At 36.3% G+C, this 20,456-nt stretch carries 12 protein-coding genes, 9 tRNA genes and 3 rRNA genes; all 24 read right to left on the bottom strand.

All coding sequences use genetic code 11. From position 1 onward, the window contains the following. Positions 1 to 88: 88 nt before the first annotated feature. The 24 genes from CLOLE_RS00120 to dnaA all read right to left on the bottom strand — a co-directional run bounded on the left by CLOLE_RS00120 (position 89) and on the right by dnaA (position 20,429). Positions 89 to 535 carry a YaaR family protein gene (locus CLOLE_RS00120; protein ID WP_013655075.1) on the bottom strand — a complete coding sequence of 149 codons (447 nt, stop codon included), beginning with the start codon at positions 533 to 535 and terminating at the stop codon, positions 89 to 91. 514 nt (positions 536 to 1,049) lie between these two features. Then, complete coding sequence (locus CLOLE_RS00115; protein ID WP_013655074.1) at positions 1,050 to 1,637, bottom strand: nucleoside/nucleotide kinase family protein; 588 nt, start codon at positions 1,635 to 1,637, stop codon at positions 1,050 to 1,052. A gap of 160 nt (positions 1,638 to 1,797) precedes the next feature. Further along, positions 1,798 to 3,198, bottom strand: a complete 1,401-nt coding sequence (locus CLOLE_RS00110; RefSeq protein ID WP_013655073.1) for an aminotransferase class I/II-fold pyridoxal phosphate-dependent enzyme — start codon at positions 3,196 to 3,198, stop codon at positions 1,798 to 1,800. A 138-nt stretch (positions 3,199 to 3,336) separates the two neighbouring features. Then, positions 3,337 to 3,660 (bottom strand): hypothetical protein, encoded by a 324-nt coding sequence (locus CLOLE_RS00105; protein ID WP_013655072.1) that lies wholly within the window; start codon positions 3,658 to 3,660, stop codon positions 3,337 to 3,339. A 91-nt stretch (positions 3,661 to 3,751) separates the two neighbouring features. Next, complete coding sequence (gene greA, locus CLOLE_RS00100) at positions 3,752 to 4,219, bottom strand: transcription elongation factor GreA (protein WP_013655071.1); 468 nt, start codon at positions 4,217 to 4,219, stop codon at positions 3,752 to 3,754. 121 nt (positions 4,220 to 4,340) lie between these two features. After that, a tRNA-Lys gene (locus CLOLE_RS00095) sits at positions 4,341 to 4,413 on the bottom strand. Between the two features lie 3 nt (positions 4,414 to 4,416). Further along, a tRNA-Phe gene (locus CLOLE_RS00090) sits at positions 4,417 to 4,492 on the bottom strand. Positions 4,493 to 4,495: 3 nt separating this feature from the next. After that, positions 4,496 to 4,572: transfer RNA gene (locus CLOLE_RS00085), tRNA-Met, on the bottom strand. A 12-nt stretch (positions 4,573 to 4,584) separates the two neighbouring features. Next, positions 4,585 to 4,665: transfer RNA gene (locus CLOLE_RS00080), tRNA-Tyr, on the bottom strand. A 34-nt stretch (positions 4,666 to 4,699) separates the two neighbouring features. Beyond that, positions 4,700 to 4,772: transfer RNA gene (locus CLOLE_RS00075), tRNA-Thr, on the bottom strand. A 7-nt stretch (positions 4,773 to 4,779) separates the two neighbouring features. After that, positions 4,780 to 4,852 (bottom strand) — tRNA-Val (locus tag CLOLE_RS00070). Between the two features lie 61 nt (positions 4,853 to 4,913). Then, a tRNA-Asp gene (locus CLOLE_RS00065) sits at positions 4,914 to 4,987 on the bottom strand. 56 nt (positions 4,988 to 5,043) lie between these two features. Further along, a 23S ribosomal RNA gene (locus CLOLE_RS00060) occupies positions 5,044 to 7,945 on the bottom strand. A 263-nt stretch (positions 7,946 to 8,208) separates the two neighbouring features. Further along, a tRNA-Ala gene (locus tag CLOLE_RS00055) sits at positions 8,209 to 8,281 on the bottom strand. Positions 8,282 to 8,285: 4 nt separating this feature from the next. Beyond that, a 5S ribosomal RNA gene (rrf, locus tag CLOLE_RS00050) occupies positions 8,286 to 8,403 on the bottom strand. 79 nt (positions 8,404 to 8,482) lie between these two features. Continuing rightward, positions 8,483 to 10,006, bottom strand: a 16S ribosomal RNA gene (locus CLOLE_RS00045). The 16S, 23S and 5S rRNA genes sit together here with 9 tRNA genes alongside, the layout of an rRNA operon. Positions 10,007 to 10,210: 204 nt before the next feature. Further along, positions 10,211 to 10,300: transfer RNA gene (locus tag CLOLE_RS00040), tRNA-Ser, on the bottom strand. A 421-nt stretch (positions 10,301 to 10,721) separates the two neighbouring features. Then, on the bottom strand, positions 10,722 to 11,741 hold the full coding sequence (locus CLOLE_RS21435) for a C39 family peptidase (protein WP_013655070.1): 1,020 nt from the start codon (positions 11,739 to 11,741) through the stop codon (positions 10,722 to 10,724). A gap of 12 nt (positions 11,742 to 11,753) precedes the next feature. Continuing rightward, a complete protein-coding gene (gene gyrA, locus CLOLE_RS00030; RefSeq protein WP_013655069.1) occupies positions 11,754 to 14,288 on the bottom strand; it encodes a DNA gyrase subunit A in 2,535 nt (844 codons plus the stop codon). A gap of 18 nt (positions 14,289 to 14,306) precedes the next feature. Beyond that, a complete protein-coding gene (gyrB, locus tag CLOLE_RS00025) occupies positions 14,307 to 16,211 on the bottom strand; it encodes a DNA topoisomerase (ATP-hydrolyzing) subunit B (RefSeq protein ID WP_013655068.1) in 1,905 nt (634 codons plus the stop codon). 111 nt (positions 16,212 to 16,322) lie between these two features. Further along, positions 16,323 to 17,405 carry a DNA replication/repair protein RecF gene (gene recF / locus CLOLE_RS00020; protein WP_013655067.1) on the bottom strand — a complete coding sequence of 361 codons (1,083 nt, stop codon included), beginning with the start codon at positions 17,403 to 17,405 and terminating at the stop codon, positions 16,323 to 16,325. Positions 17,406 to 17,423: 18 nt separating this feature from the next. Beyond that, positions 17,424 to 17,630 carry an RNA-binding S4 domain-containing protein gene (locus CLOLE_RS00015; RefSeq protein WP_013655066.1) on the bottom strand — a complete coding sequence of 69 codons (207 nt, stop codon included), beginning with the start codon at positions 17,628 to 17,630 and terminating at the stop codon, positions 17,424 to 17,426. Positions 17,631 to 17,733: 103 nt separating this feature from the next. Beyond that, on the bottom strand, positions 17,734 to 18,840 hold the full coding sequence (dnaN, locus tag CLOLE_RS00010; protein ID WP_013655065.1) for a DNA polymerase III subunit beta: 1,107 nt from the start codon (positions 18,838 to 18,840) through the stop codon (positions 17,734 to 17,736). A gap of 248 nt (positions 18,841 to 19,088) precedes the next feature. Next, positions 19,089 to 20,429, bottom strand: coding sequence for a chromosomal replication initiator protein DnaA (gene dnaA, locus CLOLE_RS00005; protein WP_013655064.1), 1,341 nt, complete (start codon positions 20,427 to 20,429; stop codon positions 19,089 to 19,091). Positions 20,430 to 20,456: the final 27 nt, after the last annotated feature.

The following is a 20,456-nucleotide window of genomic DNA, read 5'->3' as shown; positions in this document are numbered from 1 at the left end:
TATCTTAGTAAACTTTAAATACCCTATTAATCCGTCTCTAAATACATATTTTATTGTATTAAAAATGTTCGTGAACTCTTCACGAACATTAAGTAATAATATCTAATACTAACCCCTGTATCTCACCGATACGGTCTAAAATATTAACTTGGTCTTTTTCTGAACTAATTAATTCCTGTGCTAATTCATCTAGCTTATCATTTACTAGCCTAACAATACCGTAAACACGATGTCTACCTCTTTTATCTAGAAAGTTCTCTCGAGAAAATTTATGAGAATTTGCTACTACCTCATTAATAAAATTAGAAATCATCGTCCTATAAACTTTTAAATCTCTAATGTCCATATGCTCTGAAATTTTTTGACCTTGCTTAGTAATTTCGTCAACCATTTCCTTAAGTTTTTCTTGAAGCTCTGACTGATCAATTTGACTCAGTAGGGTAAATTTAAAACCTTTATCCACCTTAGCTTCAGATACTGTAGAAATTTCTCTTAGAGTTGGCATCTGAACCTGATTAATTTGTATGTTAGCCATAGTAAATTCCCCCACTTTCCCTTTTTTAATGCAACTTCCTTCAATTTATTCTATGATAATAATCTATTAATTGCAAGCATGTACGTTATCTTAATGGACTTATTTTAACTTATAATATATTCTTATACCTATATTTATATTATCTTCTATAGTATATAAACTATATATTATAACTAACCCCTAATCTATAATACACTTATTGCTTTCTTGAATCGGATTTTTTATTATCCTTGTTTAAATATAATCTTTTCTGTACAAACCAATGGATCTTTATAGATATGAATCTAGTTTTATAATCCCATAAGCTTACTTATACATATGTAAGTTTATAGGCTCAAACACCTACATTCAAATAGAACTTGGCTTATATACCATTATAAAAAACATAAACTTATCAATGTAGATACTATATAAATACTAGTTTATAAACATATATATCTAATTTACTCTTAATCTAATTAAAGCATATCCATTCTTTTATCTATCTAATCACTTGTTTAAATTTATTACATTATTAACTAATTGTCCTTATTCTATCTTTAATCTCTTTAATACATTGATCTAAGTTTAAATTCTGATATCTTTTGGTTATTCTATTAATATTGAGCCTTTCCTCACTAAAATCTTTATTATCGGCTAAAAACCTCCTACATAACTCATCATAGTTGGGCTGACTTTGTTGCTTTTCCCTACTTAAGGCTCTTTCCAAACGTAAACCATCTTCTACTTCTATATATATCGGGATGATATTTTCCATATTAAAGTATTTTAACAAATTACTATATGCCTCTAACGTGACAATAACAATATAATTATTATTATTCAAATCGATTTGTCCATCATCTATAGTGGCATAATACCAATTTCCATTAATAGTTTTATAACATCTTTGTTCAATAACTTTTCCTTCTCGAGTATAATGCTCTAACTTCTCTATATCTATGAAATAATAAGCTTCTCCATCTAATTCGTTAGTTCTTTGCGGTCTTGTTGTATAGGGTACAATAGGCTTTAAATTTAATACCTTATCATTTTTTAGCGCTTCAAAAATAGTATCTTTTCCTGTACTACTTTTTCCCATTAAACAAAATATTTTACCCATAATTACCTCCCTACATTTTATTCTTAAACTAAAATGCTACTATTTCTTAGTTTTACTTTAGATATGATTCTTTAATTTATATATTTACTTATTTTTGAAATCATTTAGCCCATCTACAACCTAATCTTATTTCATATAAAATTATTAGCTTATATAAATTCTATATTATATGAATCAATATTTCATCATCTATTAATTGAATACCTTGTAACTTGTCTTTAAAATAATAAATTAAATCTATATGTTGCTGTTCAATCAATTCTCCTATACAAACTAAAGGTATCCCTGGTGGATATAACATGATATTTTTAGCTGATTTTCTTGTTATTGCATCTTTAATACCTACCCATGCTTTATCACTATAGTAAATTTTTCTAGGATTAAATCCTTTTATAATGTCTGATACAATAAAGTTATTTATACCTTTGTTACTCTTACCTACTTCTAGTTCTTTATCTATCTCTTCTAAGGCTATTCTTAGTCTTGTCATATTCGAACTATTATCTGCCATTGTCGTCATTAAAATAACATATGTTTCTAATGCTGCCTCTACTGAAATATCATACCTTGTATTTAGTATGTCAGCTAATTCATATCCATCTATGTTAGATTCTATCGTTGAAATAATTATCTTACTCTTATCATATTTTTCTTTTTCCATATCTAATAGTCTTAAAACCATAAGATGATCATTTAATTCTTTTCTAAATACTAGTAATTCATCTACATATTGCTGTTGTATCTTATTCTTGTTTTCTATAATATACGATCTTATATAATCCATAATCCCCATCATCATATATGAAGGGCTACTAGTTTGTATCATTCTAAGACTTTCTATAACATTATCATATCTTATTCGTTCAGAACATATATGTAATAACCCACTTTGTGTAAGTGCTGGTAAAGTCTTGTGCATACTGTTAATGACTAGATCTGCTCCTTGATGTATACTACTTAGAGGAAAATCTTTCCCTAATACAAAATGTGCACCATGGGCTTCATCTACAATAAGTACCTTGTTATATTTATGAACTACTCTAGATATCTCTTTGATATCTGATACTATCCCTTCGTAAGTAGGGCTAACCACTAATACCCCCTTTGCCTTAGGATAATCTATTAGCGCCTTTTCAATTATATCTGCACTTATCTCTCCCAACATATCGTCTTCAGGTCTGTACTGTGGACTAATATATATAGGAGTAATTCCCCCTAAAATAAGTGCACTCCAAACGCTATGATGAGAATTTCTTGCTATAATTAATTCATCACCATCCTTGCAAACAGATAAAATACTTGCTATTATTCCACTAGTTGAACCATTTGTTAAGAATAATGTTTCTTTAGATCCATAAAAATTAGCCATTAATTCCATTGCTTCCTTTATAATGCCCTGTGCATCATATAAATTATCCATACCTATAGCTTCTGTATTATCTAATTCAATTATACTAAGATTATTAAGTCCTGCAGCAATTCCGAACTTATGCCCAGGCATATGAAATGCCAATTTTGACTTACTATATTGTAGTAATTTGTCATACAAAGGTGTATTCACCTAATCAACCCTTTTCTATTATTAATTATTACTTCTTATAGTTTACCTTACTATAGCTTCAAATACAAACGACTTAAAAGTTAAAGTAATTAGTAAAATAAGAATAAATAATGGACCAAGCTAAACTAACTTGGTCCATTATTTATTCTTATCTCCTTCTGGCGTCGAGAGTATAATCTCTTTAGCTACATTATAAAATTGGTCTACTAACATAGACTCATTCTTTCTATGATATTCACATAATCTACTAAATTCTATTTCCAATCGTTCCCTACTCTCTTCAAATAAACCTACATTAACACAATCTTTGCTATATCTCCTAATAATTTCTTGATATCTCTCAGGATTTTTCTTCACTTGGGTTAAATTAACCCCTTGATTAGCTAAAAATGTTTTTAGTTTATCAATTTCTTTTGCATTCTCTTGCGCACGTTTAAGTATTTTAAACTCCATCTGATTCATATAACATCCCCCATAATCTATTTATAAATTATATTCTAGCTTGTCGCTGTTTATTCTCCATAAATAGATTTATCTACTAAGTATGTTATATCTAACTTTTCCTTATCGATTGTATACGTACACTATATTCTCCATCTGGAGAGTCTATATTTACTATATCGCCTACTCTCTTTTTATAAATCATCTTTCCTAAAGGCGATTCAATACTTATTTTATTATTTATAGCATCGGTTTCCATAGTAGTAACTATTTCATACTCTATATTCATATCATCTTCTATAAAATAAACATCTACTAACTTTCCTAGTCCAACTTCTCCTGCTTCTGTATTATCAGTAATGATAGTTGCTGTTTTTATCATTCTCTCTAAATATTTTATACGCCCCTCATTCCTGCCTCTTTCACGTTTAGCGGCCTTGTATTCATAATTCTCACTCAAATCCCCATGTGCTCTGGCTTCTTTAACTTCTTCATTCCTTTGTTTTCTTACCACTACTTTTCTATATTCTATCTCTTTTTTCATATTATCAATGTCTTGTTGTGTAAGATAATTGTTCATATTATTCCTGTCCCTTTTTACTCTTATATATTATAAAAAATTATAGAAAAATACTTTTTTTACTTAAATACTAAAAAGGTCTTACAACTAACAATCTGTTAACTGTAAGACCTTTGATGTATGAGCCACCCGGGAATCGAACCCGGGACAACTTGATTAAAAGTCAAGTGCTCTACCGACTGAGCTAGTGACCCACATGGTGCCCAGAGCCGGAATCGAACCAGCGACACGAGGATTTTCAGTCCTCTGCTCTACCGACTGAGCTATCTGGGCATGTGGTAGCGGGAACAGGATTTGAACCTATGACCTTCGGGTTATGAGCCCGACGAGCTACCTAGCTGCTCCATCCCGCGTTATAAGGTATATGGAGGGAGAAGGATTCGAACCTTCGAAGCTATCGCAACAGATTTACAGTCTGCCCCCTTTGGCCACTCGGGAATCCCTCCATATTAATACAAAGACCATATTAGTCCCGTATCAAGCCGACGATCGGACTCGAACCGATAACCTGCTGATTACAAGTCAGCTGCTCTGCCAATTGAGCCACGTCGGCATGTAAATGGTCGCTATAGGGCTCGAACCTATGACCCCCTGCTTGTAAGGCAGGTGCTCTCCCAGCTGAGCTAAGCGACCATATCTAATAAGTAATAATTATTACTTATTTCTAATATATTTAATACATTAAGTATTAAAACGACCCAGAAGGGACTCGAACCCTCGACCTCCGCCGTGACAGGGCGGCGTGCTAACCAACTGTACCACTGGGCCATTAGAAGTTTATACTTCCAAAACTAAACACAATTTTTTATTCAACCTTTATTATCTAGGTCAAACCCTCGAACCGTTAGTATTGGTCACCTCAATGTATTACTACACTTACAGCTCCAACCTATCTACCTCATAGTCTCTAAGGGGTCTTACTCCTTTCGGATGGGAAATCTTATCTTGTGGTCTGCTTCACGCTTAGATGCCTTCAGCGTTTATCAGATCCAGACTTGGCTACTCTGCTATGCCTTTGGTAAGACAACAGATGCACCAGTGGTCCGTCCATCCCGGTCCTCTCGTACTAAGGACAGCTCCACTCAAATTTCCTGCGCCCACGACGGATAGGGACCGAACTGTCTCACGACGTTCTGAACCCAGCTCGCGTACCGCTTTAATGGGCGAACAGCCCAACCCTTGGAACCTGCTTCAGCTCCAGGATGCGATGAGCCGACATCGAGGTGCCAAACCTCCCCGTCGATGTGAACTCTTGGGGGAGATAAGCCTGTTATCCCCGGGGTAGCTTTTATCCGTTGAGCGATGGCAATCCCACTTTCATACCACCGGATCACTAAGTCCTACTTTCGTACCTGCTCCACCCGTCGGTGTCGCAGTCAAGCAACCTTATGCCTTTGCACTCTTCGAATGGTTTCCGACCATTCTGAGGTTACCTTTGAGCGCCTCCGTTACTCTTTAGGAGGCGACCGCCCCAGTCAAACTGTCCACCTGACATTGTCCCAGACCCGGCTAACGGGCCATGGTTAGAAGTTAAGTATTACAAGAGAGGTATCCCACCGGCGACTCCACCTAGACTGGCGTCCAGATTTCTCAGTCTCCCTCCTATCCTGTACATGTAATACCCAACCTCAGTATCAAGCTACAGTAAAGCTCCACGGGGTCTTTCCGTCCTGTCGCGGGTAACCAGCATCTTCACTGGTACTACAATTTCACCGGGTGCGCTGTCGAGACAGTGCCCAAATCATTACGCCTTTCGTGCGGGTCAGAACTTACCTGACAAGGAATTTCGCTACCTTAGGACCGTTATAGTTACGGCCGCCGTTTACTGGGGCTTAAGTTCAAAGCTTCGTCTTGCGACTAACCTCTCCCCTTAACCTTCCAGCACCGGGCAGGCGTCAGCCCTTATACATCACCTTCGGTTTAGCAAAGACCTGTGTTTTTGTTAAACAGTTGCTTGGGCCTATTCTCTGCGGCCTACCTAAGTAGGCACCCCTTCTCCCTAAGTTACGGGGTCATTTTGCCGAGTTCCTTAACAACGCTTCTCCCGTCGGCCTTAGGATTCTCTCCTCATCCACCTGTGTCGGTTTACGGTACGGGTACCTATCACGCAATAGCAGCTTTTCTCGGCAGTGTGGGTTCAGCAACTTCTCTACTTTAATTTCGATCCCCATCACACTTCATCCTCGTTCCCCGGTTTTTCCTTGGGAATGCGACTTTGTGCTTGGCCCAGGATACCATTCCTGGGATTGCCTACCCTCCTGCGTCCCTGCAGTTCTGATAATAGGTAGTACTGGAATATGAACCAGTTGTCCATCGACTACGACTTTCGTCCTCGCCTTAGGTCCCGACTTACCCAGAGCAGATCAGCTTTACTCTGGAAACCTTGGATATTCGGCCTACAAGATTCTCACTTGTATCTCGCTACTCATTCCGGCATTCTCACTTGTAATTACTCCACAGCTCCTTACGGTACTGCTTCTGCGTCGTTACAACGCTCCTCTACCAATCCAACTAAGTTGAATTCCATAGCTTCGGTGGTGTGTTTTAGCCCCGGACATTTTCGGCGCAAGATCTCTCGACTAGTGAGCTATTACGCACTCTTTGAATGAGTGGCTGCTTCTAAGCCAACATCCTAGTTGTCTTCGAAATCTCACATCCTTTTCCACTTAACACACACTTGGGGACCTTAGCTGATGGTCTGGACTGTTTTCCTTTTGACCACGTGTCTTATCACTCGTAGTCTGACTGCTGACGGTATCTTGATGGCATTCTTAGTTTGATATGCTTCGGTAAGCTTGTGGGCCCCCTAGGCAATTCAGTGCTTTACCTCCATTAGACTCCTATCAACGCTAGCCCTAAAGCTATTTCGAGGAGAACCAGCTATCTCCGGGTTCGATTGGAATTTCTCCGCTACCCACACGTCATCTCCACCTTTTTCAACAGATGTGAGTTCGGACCTCCATTACCTTTTACGGTAACTTCATCCTGCACATGGGTAGGTCACCCGGTTTCGGGTCTACTAACAATGACTATTTTGGCGCCCTATTCAGACTTGGTTTCCCTTCGGCTTCGTACCTCCTGGTACTTAACCTTGCCACAGCTAGTAACTCGCCGGACCGTTCTACAAAAAGTACGCGGTTGCACATCATATGGTGCTTCCACTGCTTGTAAACATAGAGTTTCAGGTTCTCTTTCACTCCCCTCCCGGGGTTCTTTTCACCTTTCCTTCACAGTACTATGCGCTATCGGTCACCGAGGAGTATTTAGGCTTGGGGGGTGGTCCCCCGGCTTCCCACAAGGTTTCTCGTGTCTCGTGGTACTCTGGATACTGCTAGGCTTCACTTGGATTTCGCTTACGGGATTATCACCCTCTTTGATGAGACTTTCCAGACTCTTCAGCTATCCGCATTCTTGCCATGTCGCAGTCCTCAACCCCAGATTACAAGTAATCTGGTTTGGCCTGTTTCCCTTTCGCTCGCCGCTACTTAGGAAATCGATGTTTCTTTCTCCTCCTGAAGGTACTTAGATGTTTCAGTTCCCTTCGTTCCCTTCCTATAGTTATGTATTGGCTATAGGATGACAGAGGTTTGCTCTGCCAGGTTTCCCCATTCGGATATCTACGGATCAAAGTTTATTTGCAACTCCCCGTAGCTTTTCGCAGCTTATCACGTCCTTCATCGGCTCTCGGTGCCAAGGCATCCACTCTACGCTCTTAGTAGCTTGACCTATTGCTCATTATTGAGCGGTCTAATCATGTTTTCACATGATTGGTGCCTTGTTAATTATCATTTCTGATAAAAACAAAGAATGTTTTAAGTCATTTCTGACTATATCGGTTAAATTGTAGATTTTACACCCTGACAAACATTTTTGCATTATACAATGCGTGTACATTTATCGTTAGGCGCAAGTTATATTGCTATAACTTACAAATCTATTTTAAATTGTGTTTAGTTTTCAAAGTACAAATTGTCCTATTATAAGGACAGTGGAGATTAAGGGATTCGAACCCTTGACCCCCTGCGTGCAAGGCAGGTGCTCTCCCAACTGAGCTAAACCCCCATAAATGTGGCAACCACTTACTCTCCCAGTCAGTCTCCCGACAAGTACCATCAGCCGCTTAGGTCTTAACCTACGTGTTCGGAATGGAAACGGGTGTTTCCCCTAAGCGCATCATCACCACAAATGAGTGAAATATTCATTTAGTTCAATGAACTTTCAAAATAAAATAGTAACTAACAAACCATCGATTTCTATCCTTAGAAAGGAGGTGATCCAGCCGCACCTTCCGATACGGCTACCTTGTTACGACTTCACCCCAGTTATTGGTTTTGCCTTAGACGGCTCCCTCCCCGAAGGGTTGGGTCACCGGCGTTGGGCCCCCCAACTCCCATGGTGTGACGGGCGGTGTGTACAAGACCCGGGAACGTATTCACCGCGACATTCTGATTCGCGATTACTAGCGATTCCAACTTCATGTAGTCGAGTTGCAGACTACAATCCGAACTGGGACTGCTTTTTTGAGGTTTGCTGACTCTCGCGAGATCGCTTCCCTTTGTAGCAGCCATTGTAGCACGTGTGTAGCCCTAAACATAAGGGGCATGATGATTTGACGTCATCCCCACCTTCCTCCAAGTTATCCCTGGCAGTCTCTCTAGAGTGCCCAACTTAATGCTGGCTACTAAAGATAGGGGTTGCGCTCGTTGCGGGACTTAACCCAACATCTCACGACACGAGCTGACGACAACCATGCACCACCTGTCACCAATGTCCTAGCAAGCTAGGAAAGGTCCGATTAAAGACCGGTCATCGGGATGTCAAGTTTAGGTAAGGTTCTTCGCGTTGCTTCGAATTAAACCACATGCTCCACCGCTTGTGCGGGTCCCCGTCAATTCCTTTGAGTTTCAATCTTGCGATCGTACTTCCCAGGTGGAATGCTTAATGTGTTAACTTCGGCACCGAGACCCGTAAGCCCCGACACCTAGCATTCATCGTTTACAGCGTGGACTACCAGGGTATCTAATCCTGTTTGCTCCCCACGCTTTCGTGCCTCAGCGTCAGTTATGGTCCAGAAAGCCGCCTTCGCTACTGGTGTTCCTCCGAATCTCTACGCATTTCACCGCTACACTCGGAATTCCACTTTCCTCTCCCACACTCTAGTTCATCAGTTTCAGAAGCAGCTTAGAGGTTGAGCCCCTAAATTTCACTTCTGACTTAACAAACCGCCTACGCACCCTTTACACCCAGTAAATCCGGATAACGCTCGCTCCCTACGTATTACCGCGGCTGCTGGCACGTAGTTAGCCGGAGCTTCTTAGTCAGGTACCGTCATTTTTTCTTCCCTGCTGATAGAAGTTTACAATCCGAAGACCTTCTTCCTTCACGCGGCGTCGCTGCATCAGGCTTGCGCCCATTGTGCAATATTCCCCACTGCTGCCTCCCGTAGGAGTTTGGGCCGTGTCTCAGTCCCAATGTGGCCGTTCACCCTCTCAGGCCGGCTATGGATCGTCGCCTTGGTGGGCTGTTATCTCACCAACTAGCTAATCCAACGCGGGTCCATCCTATGCCGATAAATCTTTACTATAATAATCATGCGATTACCGATAGTTTATGCGGTATTAGCGTTCGTTTCCAAACGTTATCCCCCTGCATAGGGCAGGTTACCCACGCGTTACTCACCCGTCCGCCACTAACCTTGAGGAGCAAGCTCCTCGCAGTTCGTTCGACTTGCATGTGTTAAGCACGCCGCCAGCGTTCATCCTGAGCCAGGATCAAACTCTCATAAAAAAGTTTGTCCATGTAGTATCTCTACTACTGACCATTTTACTTAGTACAAGTTGTACTGATTCTCATCTCTTATTAGAGACGTAATGAATCGACTGGTTTATAGTTACTATTTTGTTTTCAAAGTTCATTTTTAAGCACTTTCATAAGTATAAATTATTCCTTAACTTATGTCAAGCTTTTTTGTTTTTTCTTCAAAAAACAAAGCGGAGAAGGAGGGATTCGAACCCTCGCGCCGGTTAACCCGACCTATACCCTTAGCAGGGGCACCTCTTCGGCCAACTTGAGTACTTCTCCGAATTATCAATATTTATTATTCCCTGTTTTCTCAGGACAAGATATATATTATCAAATGTTATTCTTTATGTCAAGCCTTTTTTAATATCATTTTTTTAATATAAAAAGACCCTTCCGTATTAAAACGTAAGGGTAAAATTTGTTGGAATATCTTTGATGCTTTACCTTTCACGTATAAAAATATCTTAACTCATTTATTAATTTGTTATTTGCACAGTTTCTTATTTCATAGGAAAAGAATACTTTTTACTAGCTTATATTCTTATTCCAATTTAAATGAGTAAAGTATTTGTTGGAATGATAAATAATAACATCTTATGTATTATGATATCATCTTATACAGTAGTTTACAATTAATATTTAGTATAAAGTAAATATTTTTAAATAAAATAAGAATTTTTCTTATTATTTCTCCCTATTTCTATTTTATAATTGTAATTGCTTGATGTCCCATTTGTTCCCACGCTAATTTAAAATCATTTTTATTTACGGCTTTATTAGGATAAGTCGAAAAAGGATCATTAATATATACATTCTCTTTATCAATACCAGTTATTATAACAGCATGTAATTTATTAGTCGTTTTTACAATTCCAGATGGAGTATGCCAGATTTCAAAATATGTATCATTTAGAGGTTTATATGTTGCATTAGTAATCACCCATATAGGATATCCCTGTTTTAAAAAATAAGTAATGTCACTAAATTCTACTCCTGTTAAATCGATTGCACTATCTCCAACATATTCTTTAGCTAACTCAGTTATTGGTCCATGATACACACCATATCCATTATTTTTGATATTGTACATGTCTCCCACAAATCCATCATATGGATTACCATAATAGATTCTTCCCTTATTATCCTTATAATAAGTAGTATCGTCTTTTTTTATGTTTTTAGCCAATGTCATTTTATCAATATCTATATTCATATATTGAAGTAGCATTGCAAGTGAAGTTACTTCACAGCCCCTGGGTAATTCTGGATATTGCCTAATCAAAGGAACATTAAGGGGCTCTATCTCTATTTCCTTATTTTGATTTTTCCAAACAAGGTTTGAGTCACTATTAAAATAGATTTTCTCATGATTATTATCTTTAGCATAATTAACTGCTTCTTTGAAGTTATCAAAGTCATGCACTGCTGTATCTGTAATAATAAGAAAAGGTTTAAAACTACTATAAACCCATTCATTATTCAATGTATTAATCGCTATACTCCTTTTAATCTTTTCTGCTTTTGACACAGCTTCCTCTTCAGTATCAGCCTCTGCTACGATATTCCCTGCTTTTTTGATGATATACTTTTTACTTGATGTAGGTTTATTTATAAAAGTAGGCAGCGCACCACCACTATGTTTAACATAATAGATATATGCCCCACCTACACTTGTTATTATTACTACTGTGCAAAGAATAAATAAGATTACCTTCTTCATTTATTTCTCTACTTATTCTTGTTCATCAACAATGTCTTCATCGGATACTTCTGTTATAGAAGCTTCCTCAACATTATCATCAATGAATTCTTCATTTACTTTTTCCATACATACAACCTGTACATCATCAGCAACATTTATTAATTTAACACCTTGAGCATTTCGACCTATAGAAGAAATTTGTGCAACTTTAATACGAATAATAATACCCTGAGAAGTAATAAGTAGTAACTCATCTTCTTCACTTACTGAAGCAACACCAATAATACAACCTGTTTTTTCAGTAATTTTATTAATTCTTAATCCCTTACCACCACGTTTTTGAGCCCTGAAAGCTTCTATTTGTGTTCTCTTGCCTAACCCTTTTTCTGTAGTTGTAAGAATCTGTTCACCTTCTTTTGGTACAGTTGCTCCTATCACCTCATCAGTTTCACCTAGATTAATAGCACGTACACCTCTTGCTGTTCTACCCATTGGTCTTACATCTGTTGCATCGAACATAATCCCTTGACCATTTCTAGTGGCTACTAAAATAGCATCTTTTGATGTAGTTTGATGTACATCAACTAGCTCATCTTCTTCGTTAAGAGAAAGTGCAATAAGCCCACCTTTCCTAATGTTCCTAAAATCCTTTAGAGGTGTTTTCTTAATTTGTCCTTTTTTAGTAACCATTGTTAAGAATGTATTATCTTCAAATTCTTTAATTGGAAATACTGCAGTAATTTTTTCATCTTTATCTAACTCTAATAAGTTAACAATAGCTGTTCCTCTAGCAGTTCTTCCTGCTTCAGGAATTCTATAACCTTTTATACGATATGCCTTCCCCTTATTAGTGAAGAACATAATATAATTAAAGTTAGTGGTTACGAAAAGTTGTTTGATAAAGTCATCTTCAATTGTATTAACACCAATGATTCCTTTACCGCCTCTATTTTGATTTTTATAGGTATCTAATGGAATACGTTTGATATAACCTAATTGAGTGATTGTTACAACGATATTCTCTTCATCAATAAGATCTTCAATATCATATTCATCTTCATCAATCGTAATATCAGTTCTACGCCCATCACCATATTTTTGTTTTACTTCTGTAATTTCATCTTTAATAACACTTAATAATTTATACTCACTAGCTAAAATTGATTTTAAGTATTCAATTTTTTCAAGGAGTTCTGCATACTCTTGATCAATCTTTTCTCTTTCAAGACCTGTTAAAGCACGAAGTCTCATCTCAACAATTGCCTGAGCTTGAATTTCAGTAAGCTCAATAGCTTCCATTAACTTATCTTTAGCTTCTTGAACATTTGCTGATTCACGAATAAGAGAAACTACTAAATCAATATTATCTAAAGCTTTACGAAGTCCTTCTAATATGTGTGCTCTAGCCTCAGCTTTATTTAATTCAAACTGCGTTCTTCTTGTTACAACTTCTTTTTGATGTTTTAAATACTCTTCAAGAATTTGCTTTAAGTTAAGAACTTTAGGTTTATCATCTACTAAAGCAAGCATATTGATACTAAAAGTATCTTGTAATTGGGTATATTTATAAAGCTGATTTAAGATAACTGTTGGATTTACATCTCTTCTAAGCTCAATCACCATAGAAATACCATTTCTATCTGATTCATCACGAATATCTGTAATACCATCTATTTTTCTTTCTTTAACTAAGTCTGCCATCTTTTCAATAAGTGATGACTTATTAACCATGTAAGGAATCTCTGTAACAACAATGCGATTCTTTCCACCTTGCATTGCTTCAATTTCAGCTTTAGCTTTAACTTTTACTTTACCTCTACCGGTCCTATAAGCTTGGTCAATTCCATATCGTCCATATATAGTAGCACCTGTAGGGAAGTCTGGGCCTTCAATGATAGCCATAAGTTCTTCTATCTCTGTTTCACGAACTTCGTGCTCTTCATTTTCTCCCATATAGTTATCGATCATTCTAATAACACCGTTTACAACCTCAGTCAAGTTATGAGGTGGAATATTAGTTGCCATACCTACAGCAATACCTGATGAACCATTAACCAATAGGTTTGGAAATCTTGATGGTAAAACACAGGGTTCCTTAGATGATTCATCAAAGTTTGGTCTAAATTCAACCGTATCTTTATCAATATCAGCTAGCATGAGAGCTGTCATTTTACTCATACGTGCTTCAGTATAACGCATAGCAGCCGGACTATCGCCATCAATAGAACCAAAGTTACCTTGTCCATCTACAAGAGGATATCTCGTAGAGAATTCTTGCGCCATGCGTACCATCGCACCATAAATTGAAGAATCACCATGAGGGTGATATTTACCCATGGTATCCCCGACAATACGTGCTGATTTCCTATATTGTTTATCTGAACCTAACCCTAATTCACTCATAGAGTATAAAATACGACGATGAACTGGTTTTAATCCATCTCGTACATCTGGAAGGGCACGAGATACGATTACACTCATAGCGTAATCAATATAACAGTTTTGCATCTCATCGTTAATATCTCTATGAATAATTCTGTCATAAGTTACATCATTTGTATCCATTTATTATTCTCCTTGCCCTTAAATATCTAGATAAGTTACTTTATGAGCATGTTCATTAATGAACTGGCGTCTTGGTTCAACATCATCACCCATAAGCTTAGTAAAGATTTCATCTGCTGCTGCTGCATCATCAATATTTACTTTAACAAGTACTCTTGATTCAGGATCCATGGTTGTTTCCCAAAGCTGTTCAGCATTCATCTCTCCTAGACCTTTGTATCGTTGCATACGGGTAATACCTGTTCTACCAACTTCTTCAAGTAACTTTTCTAATTCTTTATCATCAAATGCATAATGCTTTTTCTTATTTTTTTCAACTAAATAAAGTGGTGGTTGAGCAATGTATACATGGTCTTGCTCAATAAGTTCTCTATAATATCTGTATAAGAATGTAAGTAGAAGGGTCCTAATATGGGCACCATCTACGTCGGCATCAGTCATGAGAATGATTTTTCCATATCTTAATTTACTAATATCAAAGTCATCACTAATTCCAGCACCAAACGCTGTAATCATATTACGGATTTCTTGATTTTCTAGCATCTTATCAATTCTAACTTTTTCTACATTAAGAATTTTACCTCTAAGTGGTAAGATTGCTTGTGTTTTAGGAGAACGTGCACTCTTTGCAGAACCACCAGCTGAATCCCCTTCGACAATATATATTTCACATTTTGAAGCATCTTTTTCTGAACAATCTGCAAGTTTACCTGGAAGGGCATTTCCCTCTAAAGCACTCTTTCTACGTGTAAGTTCTCTAGCTTTACGTGCTGCATCTCTAGCTCTTGCTGCCATTACACCTTTTTGAACAATTACTTTTCCTACATTAGGATTTTGTTCAAGGAAATAAGTTAATTGGTCACCAAATACAGATTGAACTGCTCCAGCTGCTTCACTAGATCCAAGTTTGGTTTTAGTTTGTCCTTCAAATTGAGGATCTCCGATTTTAATACTGATAACAGCAGTCATACCCTCACGGATATCATCTCCTGTTAGGTTTTTATCTGAGTCCTTTAAAAGACCCATTTTTCTTGCATAATCATTTAGATTTTTTGTAATTGCCGTTCTAAATCCTGAAAGGTGAGTTCCACCTTCTGGTGTATTTATATTATTAACAAAACTAAAAAGGTTTTCAACGTAACTATCATTGTGTTGGAAAGCTACTTCTACTGCTATTCCGTCCTTCTCTCCTTCACAATAAAAGATCTCGTCATAGATAGGTGTTTTATGTTTATTAAGATGTTGTACAAACTCCTTAATACCACCTTCATAGTGGAAGGTCTTATTTTGCTCTTGTCCTTCTCTCTCGTCTACTAGTTGAATCTTAAGAGCTTTAGTTAAAAACGCAGTCTCTTTTAAGCGTTGTTCTAAAACTTTATAATCAAAAATAACTTCTTCAAAGATCTCAGTATCTGGTTTAAAACGTACATAAGTTCCAACTTTATTAGTATCACCAATAACAGTGAGAGGTTGTACTACATCACCTCTTGAAAACTTTTCTTGGTGTACTTTTCCATCTGTATACACTTCTACTGTAAGCCATTCTGAAAGTGCATTTACTACTGATGCACCTACACCATGTAAACCTCCAGATACCTTGTAACCTCCACCACCAAATTTTCCACCTGCGTGTAAAATGGTAAATACGACTTCTACTGTTGATATGCCTTTTTGTGGGTGAATTCCTACAGGAATACCTCGCCCATTATCGATAACAGATATTGTATTATCTGCATGTATCGTAACCTTAATAAAGCTACAAAATCCAGCTAATGCCTCATCAACTGCATTGTCTACTATCTCATATACTAGATGGTGAAGACCTTTGGAAGAGGTACTGCCTATATACATACCAGGCCTTTTTCGTACCGCCTGCAGCCCCTCTAATATTTGTATTTGATTTTCATCGTACGTTGCTGCCATAACTAAGATCTCACTCCTTTAATATTTACTCATAATCATCCAAGATTTATTATATACCAAAGTATTAATAAAGGCAAATTTACTAACAATTATAAAAAATATACCAAATTATTATATGCCGATATTTTCTATACTTCCTGCCTTTACATTATATAGTTTTCCAATTTTTTGTGTATTCCATACACTTTGTTCAATTCCTGTGCAAGTTATTAAGGTTTGAATATTTTGTGTGTACTTAAATAAGTCCCCCTGCCTATTATGATCTAATTCAGAAAGAACATCATCAAGTAAAAGAATAGGCTCTTCCCCTATATATTTTTTCATAATATTTAATTCTGCTAGTTTCATAGAAAGAACTACGCTGCGTTGTTGTCCTTGAGAGCCATAGGTCTTAACATCCATATCATTAATCAAAAAGGTTAAATCATCTCGATGCGGACCTATAGAAGTTGTCTGATAAAGAATATCTTTCTCTCTATACTTTAAGATTTTCTTTCCAAAGTCTCTAACTTCTACGTTAGGCTCATATATAACTTGAAGCTTTTCTTTATGACCAGATATATCATCATGAATTTTAGAAGCAATTTCATTAATTTCCTGGATAAATTCATGCCTTTTCTTAATAACAGCAGAAGCATATTCTTCAAGTTGCATATCCCATACATCTAACATAGATGCGTCTTTATTACTAAAGTATTGCTTTAGAGCTAAGTTACGTTGTTTAAGAACCTTATGATATTGACGAAGAGAGTAATAGTATAATTTATCAATTTGACACAATTCAATATCTATAAAACGCCTGCGTTCTTTAGGACTATTTTTTATAAGCTGCAAATCTTCAGGAGAAAACATCACAATATTAAGACATCCGAATAGTTCACCTAATCTACCGATTGGCATGCGATTAATTATAGCCGACTTTGCCTTAGATGTTAAATGAAAATCGATAATATCTTGTACATAATTTTTCTGAACGGCAAGCTTTACATGTGCACTTTCTTCATTCCACCTGATAATTTCTTTCTCTTTATGAGTCCTATGTGATCTAGCAGTTGCACAAAGGTAAATAGACTCAAGAATATTGGTTTTTCCTTGAGCATTATCACCTTTAAAAATATTAATACCTTTATCTAGGGAAATGTTTAGCTCTTCATAATTTCTGAAATTCGTTAAAGCTAACTCTTTAATATACATAAAGCTCTCCCTCGTTAGTTATTTAACTTTATAGGTTTCTCCATCAAACAAGACCTCATCACCAGGTCTTATTTTTTTGCCTCTTTGAGTACAAATCTCTCCATTCACTAAAACTAACTCTCCTGCAATAAGCATTTTAGCTTCTCCGCCAGTTTGTACCATTGACGCATATTTCATAAGCTGATCTAACTTAATAAACTCAGTATCAATCTTAATCTCTTTCATTTTCGTTCTCCTTCGCTTTTAAAGTATATTGTATACAAAATACCAATGAATAAATCGCTCTAAGATTCTAAAACGAATTGTAGAGCGATTATATCTCATATAATTATGCATTTACACGGATTGGTAAAATTAAATATTTATAGTGTTCCCCTTCTTCAGGTTGAATAATACAAGGTGTAAGGGATGAGATAAAGTGAATACATACATTATCATCATCAATTGCTTTAAGTGCATCTATTAAGTACTTAGGGTTAAATGCAATTGTAATTTCCTTACCTTCAAGTATTACATCAAGTTCCTCGCGAGCAGTACCAAGCTCAGCATTAGAAGTAATAATCATCTTTTCACCATTAATTTCTACGCGAATTGGATTCTTCTTACCTTCTCTAGAAATTAAAGCTGCGCGTTCAATACTCATTAAGAAGTTTTTACGATCTACCAAGATTTTTGTTTCATAATCAGGCGAAAATACTTGTTCATATTTAAGGAATTCACCTTCAAGTAAACGAGAAACAACTTTACTATCTCCTAAATCAAAGAGTACATGTTTATCGCCAAAATAAACTGTTACATCTTCTTTTTCTTCACTAGTCAAAATTTTATTAATTTCAGATAATGTCCGTCCTGGAATGACAACTTCAATTTCACCATTCTCATTTGAGAGTTGAAGCTGTCTATATGAAATACGATAACCATCCACAGATACCATATTTAGATTATTATTTTTAATTTGTAGCATTTCACCTGTAAGAATAGGCCTCGTTTCATCTTGTGCTACTGAGAAAATGGTTTGGCGGATCATTTCTTTAAGGGCTAATTGATTAACAGTGCAAATATTTGCTTTTTCTACGTCCGGAAGAGCAGGGAAATCTTTACCCGATTGACCAGCAATCTGGAATTTGGACTTTTCACTAATAATACTAGTCATAAAATTATCATCTGTTGAGATTTCAACAACTTCTCCAGGCATTCTTCTTATAATTTCTGAAAAAATCTTAGACTCTAGAGCAATATAACCTTCATTGATAACATCAGCATCAATAGTACTTTCGATTCCTAATTCAAGATTATTACCTACTAAAGTAAGTTTGTTATTAGAAGCCTTCAAAAGAATACATTCTAGAATAGGCATCGTAGTTTTTGTTGAACATGCTTTAAGCACAGTATTGATGCTATTAAGCAAAAGATCTTGTCTGCAATAAATATGCATGTGGATATCTCCTTTCGTGTAAAACCAATACAATTATTAAAGTTAATTTAGCAATAATAGTAGTAGGGGGTGTGGGTATTGTGGATAACCCTTTCAAGCCATTACTATCGTTATAAAAAATGATGTTTATACACATGTGGATGAGTTAAAGTTTTACTTTAGGCTTATCCACAATACTAACATCAAAAAAAAATCACAAAATTAATCCACAAAACATTCACGTTAATTTCACATGAATATACACAGATTTATTTAGCTGTAATTTTAGATTCAAGTTCATTAAGCATTTGAGTAAGCTCAATATCAGTTTGAATTTCCCTAGAGATTTTTTCAAAGCCATGAATAATAGTAGTATGGTCACGACCACCAAATTTTTCACCAATCTTAGGTAATGAGAGATCTGTGAGCTTTCGACAAAGATACATTGCTATTTGCCTTGGATAAGCAATATTACGGGTTCTCTTAGAAGATTTTAGTTCTTCTGGTTTGAGGTGGAAGTAAGTTGCTACTATTTCTTGAATATATTCAGCTGTAATAATTTTAGGCCTGTCCTTAGAAATAAGATCTTTAAGAGCTTCATTAGCAAGCTCTACTGTAATAGGTTTATTAGTAAGAGAAGAAAAGGCTAAAATGCGATTTAAAGCACCTTCAAGCTCACGAATATTAGATATAACAGTTTTAGCAATGAATAAAAGAACGTCTTCAGGTACAGATAAGCTTTCTATTTCGGCTTTCTTCCTTAAAATGGCGATTCTAGTTTCTAAATCAGGACTTTGAATATCAGCAATAAGGCCCCATTCAAATCTAGAACGTAAACGCTCTTCTAAAGTTTCAATTTCTTTAGGAGGACGGTCACTAGAAATAATAATTTGCTTATTAGCTTCATAAAGTGCATTGAAAGTATGGAAGAACTCTTCTTGAGTACGTTCCTTACCAGTGATGAATTGAATATCATCTATTAAAAGCACATCAATATTTCTGTATTTATTACGAAAACTTTCGTTTTTATCATCACGAATTGAATTAATAAGTTCGTTAGTAAATTTCTCAGAAGAAGCATAGATAATTTTAGCACTAGGGTTTTGATCCAAAATATAGTGAGCAATTGAATGCATAAGGTGAGTCTTACCAAGACCTACACCACCATATAAAAAGAGTGGATTATAAGCTCTAGCAGGTGCTTCTGAAACAGCTAAAGCTGCAGCATGAGCCATACGATTACTATTACCTACTACGAAACTATCAAAAACGTATCTAGGGTTTAAGTTACTAGGATTATTTAAAGGGTCTTGAAGCTGCTCATTTCTTTTTGCAGCTTTTTGTTCAGTAGTAGTTTGTTCATTTGGAAGCATGAACTTTATATTGTAATCCTTATTAAGAACTTGGAGAGCACTATTACGAATAAGCTCTATATAGCGTGTATTAAGAATTTCCTTTGTAAATTCGTTTTTTACACTAATGAATAGAGTATTATCTTCTATAGATAAGAGCTCAGTTTCTTTAAACCAAGTATTAAAGCTTACACTTGATGTCTCCATTTCTATAATACTAAGGATAGCTTCCCATTGCTTTTGATACAGCGGCGACATACTTAATCCTCCTATTTTATTTATTTA

Origin of the sequence: Cellulosilyticum lentocellum DSM 5427, assembly GCF_000178835.2 — a bacterium.
Lineage (GTDB): Bacteria > Bacillota > Clostridia > Lachnospirales > Cellulosilyticaceae > Cellulosilyticum > Cellulosilyticum lentocellum.
The sequence above is the reverse complement of the archived record's forward strand: the minus strand, read 5'-3'. Positions and strand labels throughout refer to the sequence as shown.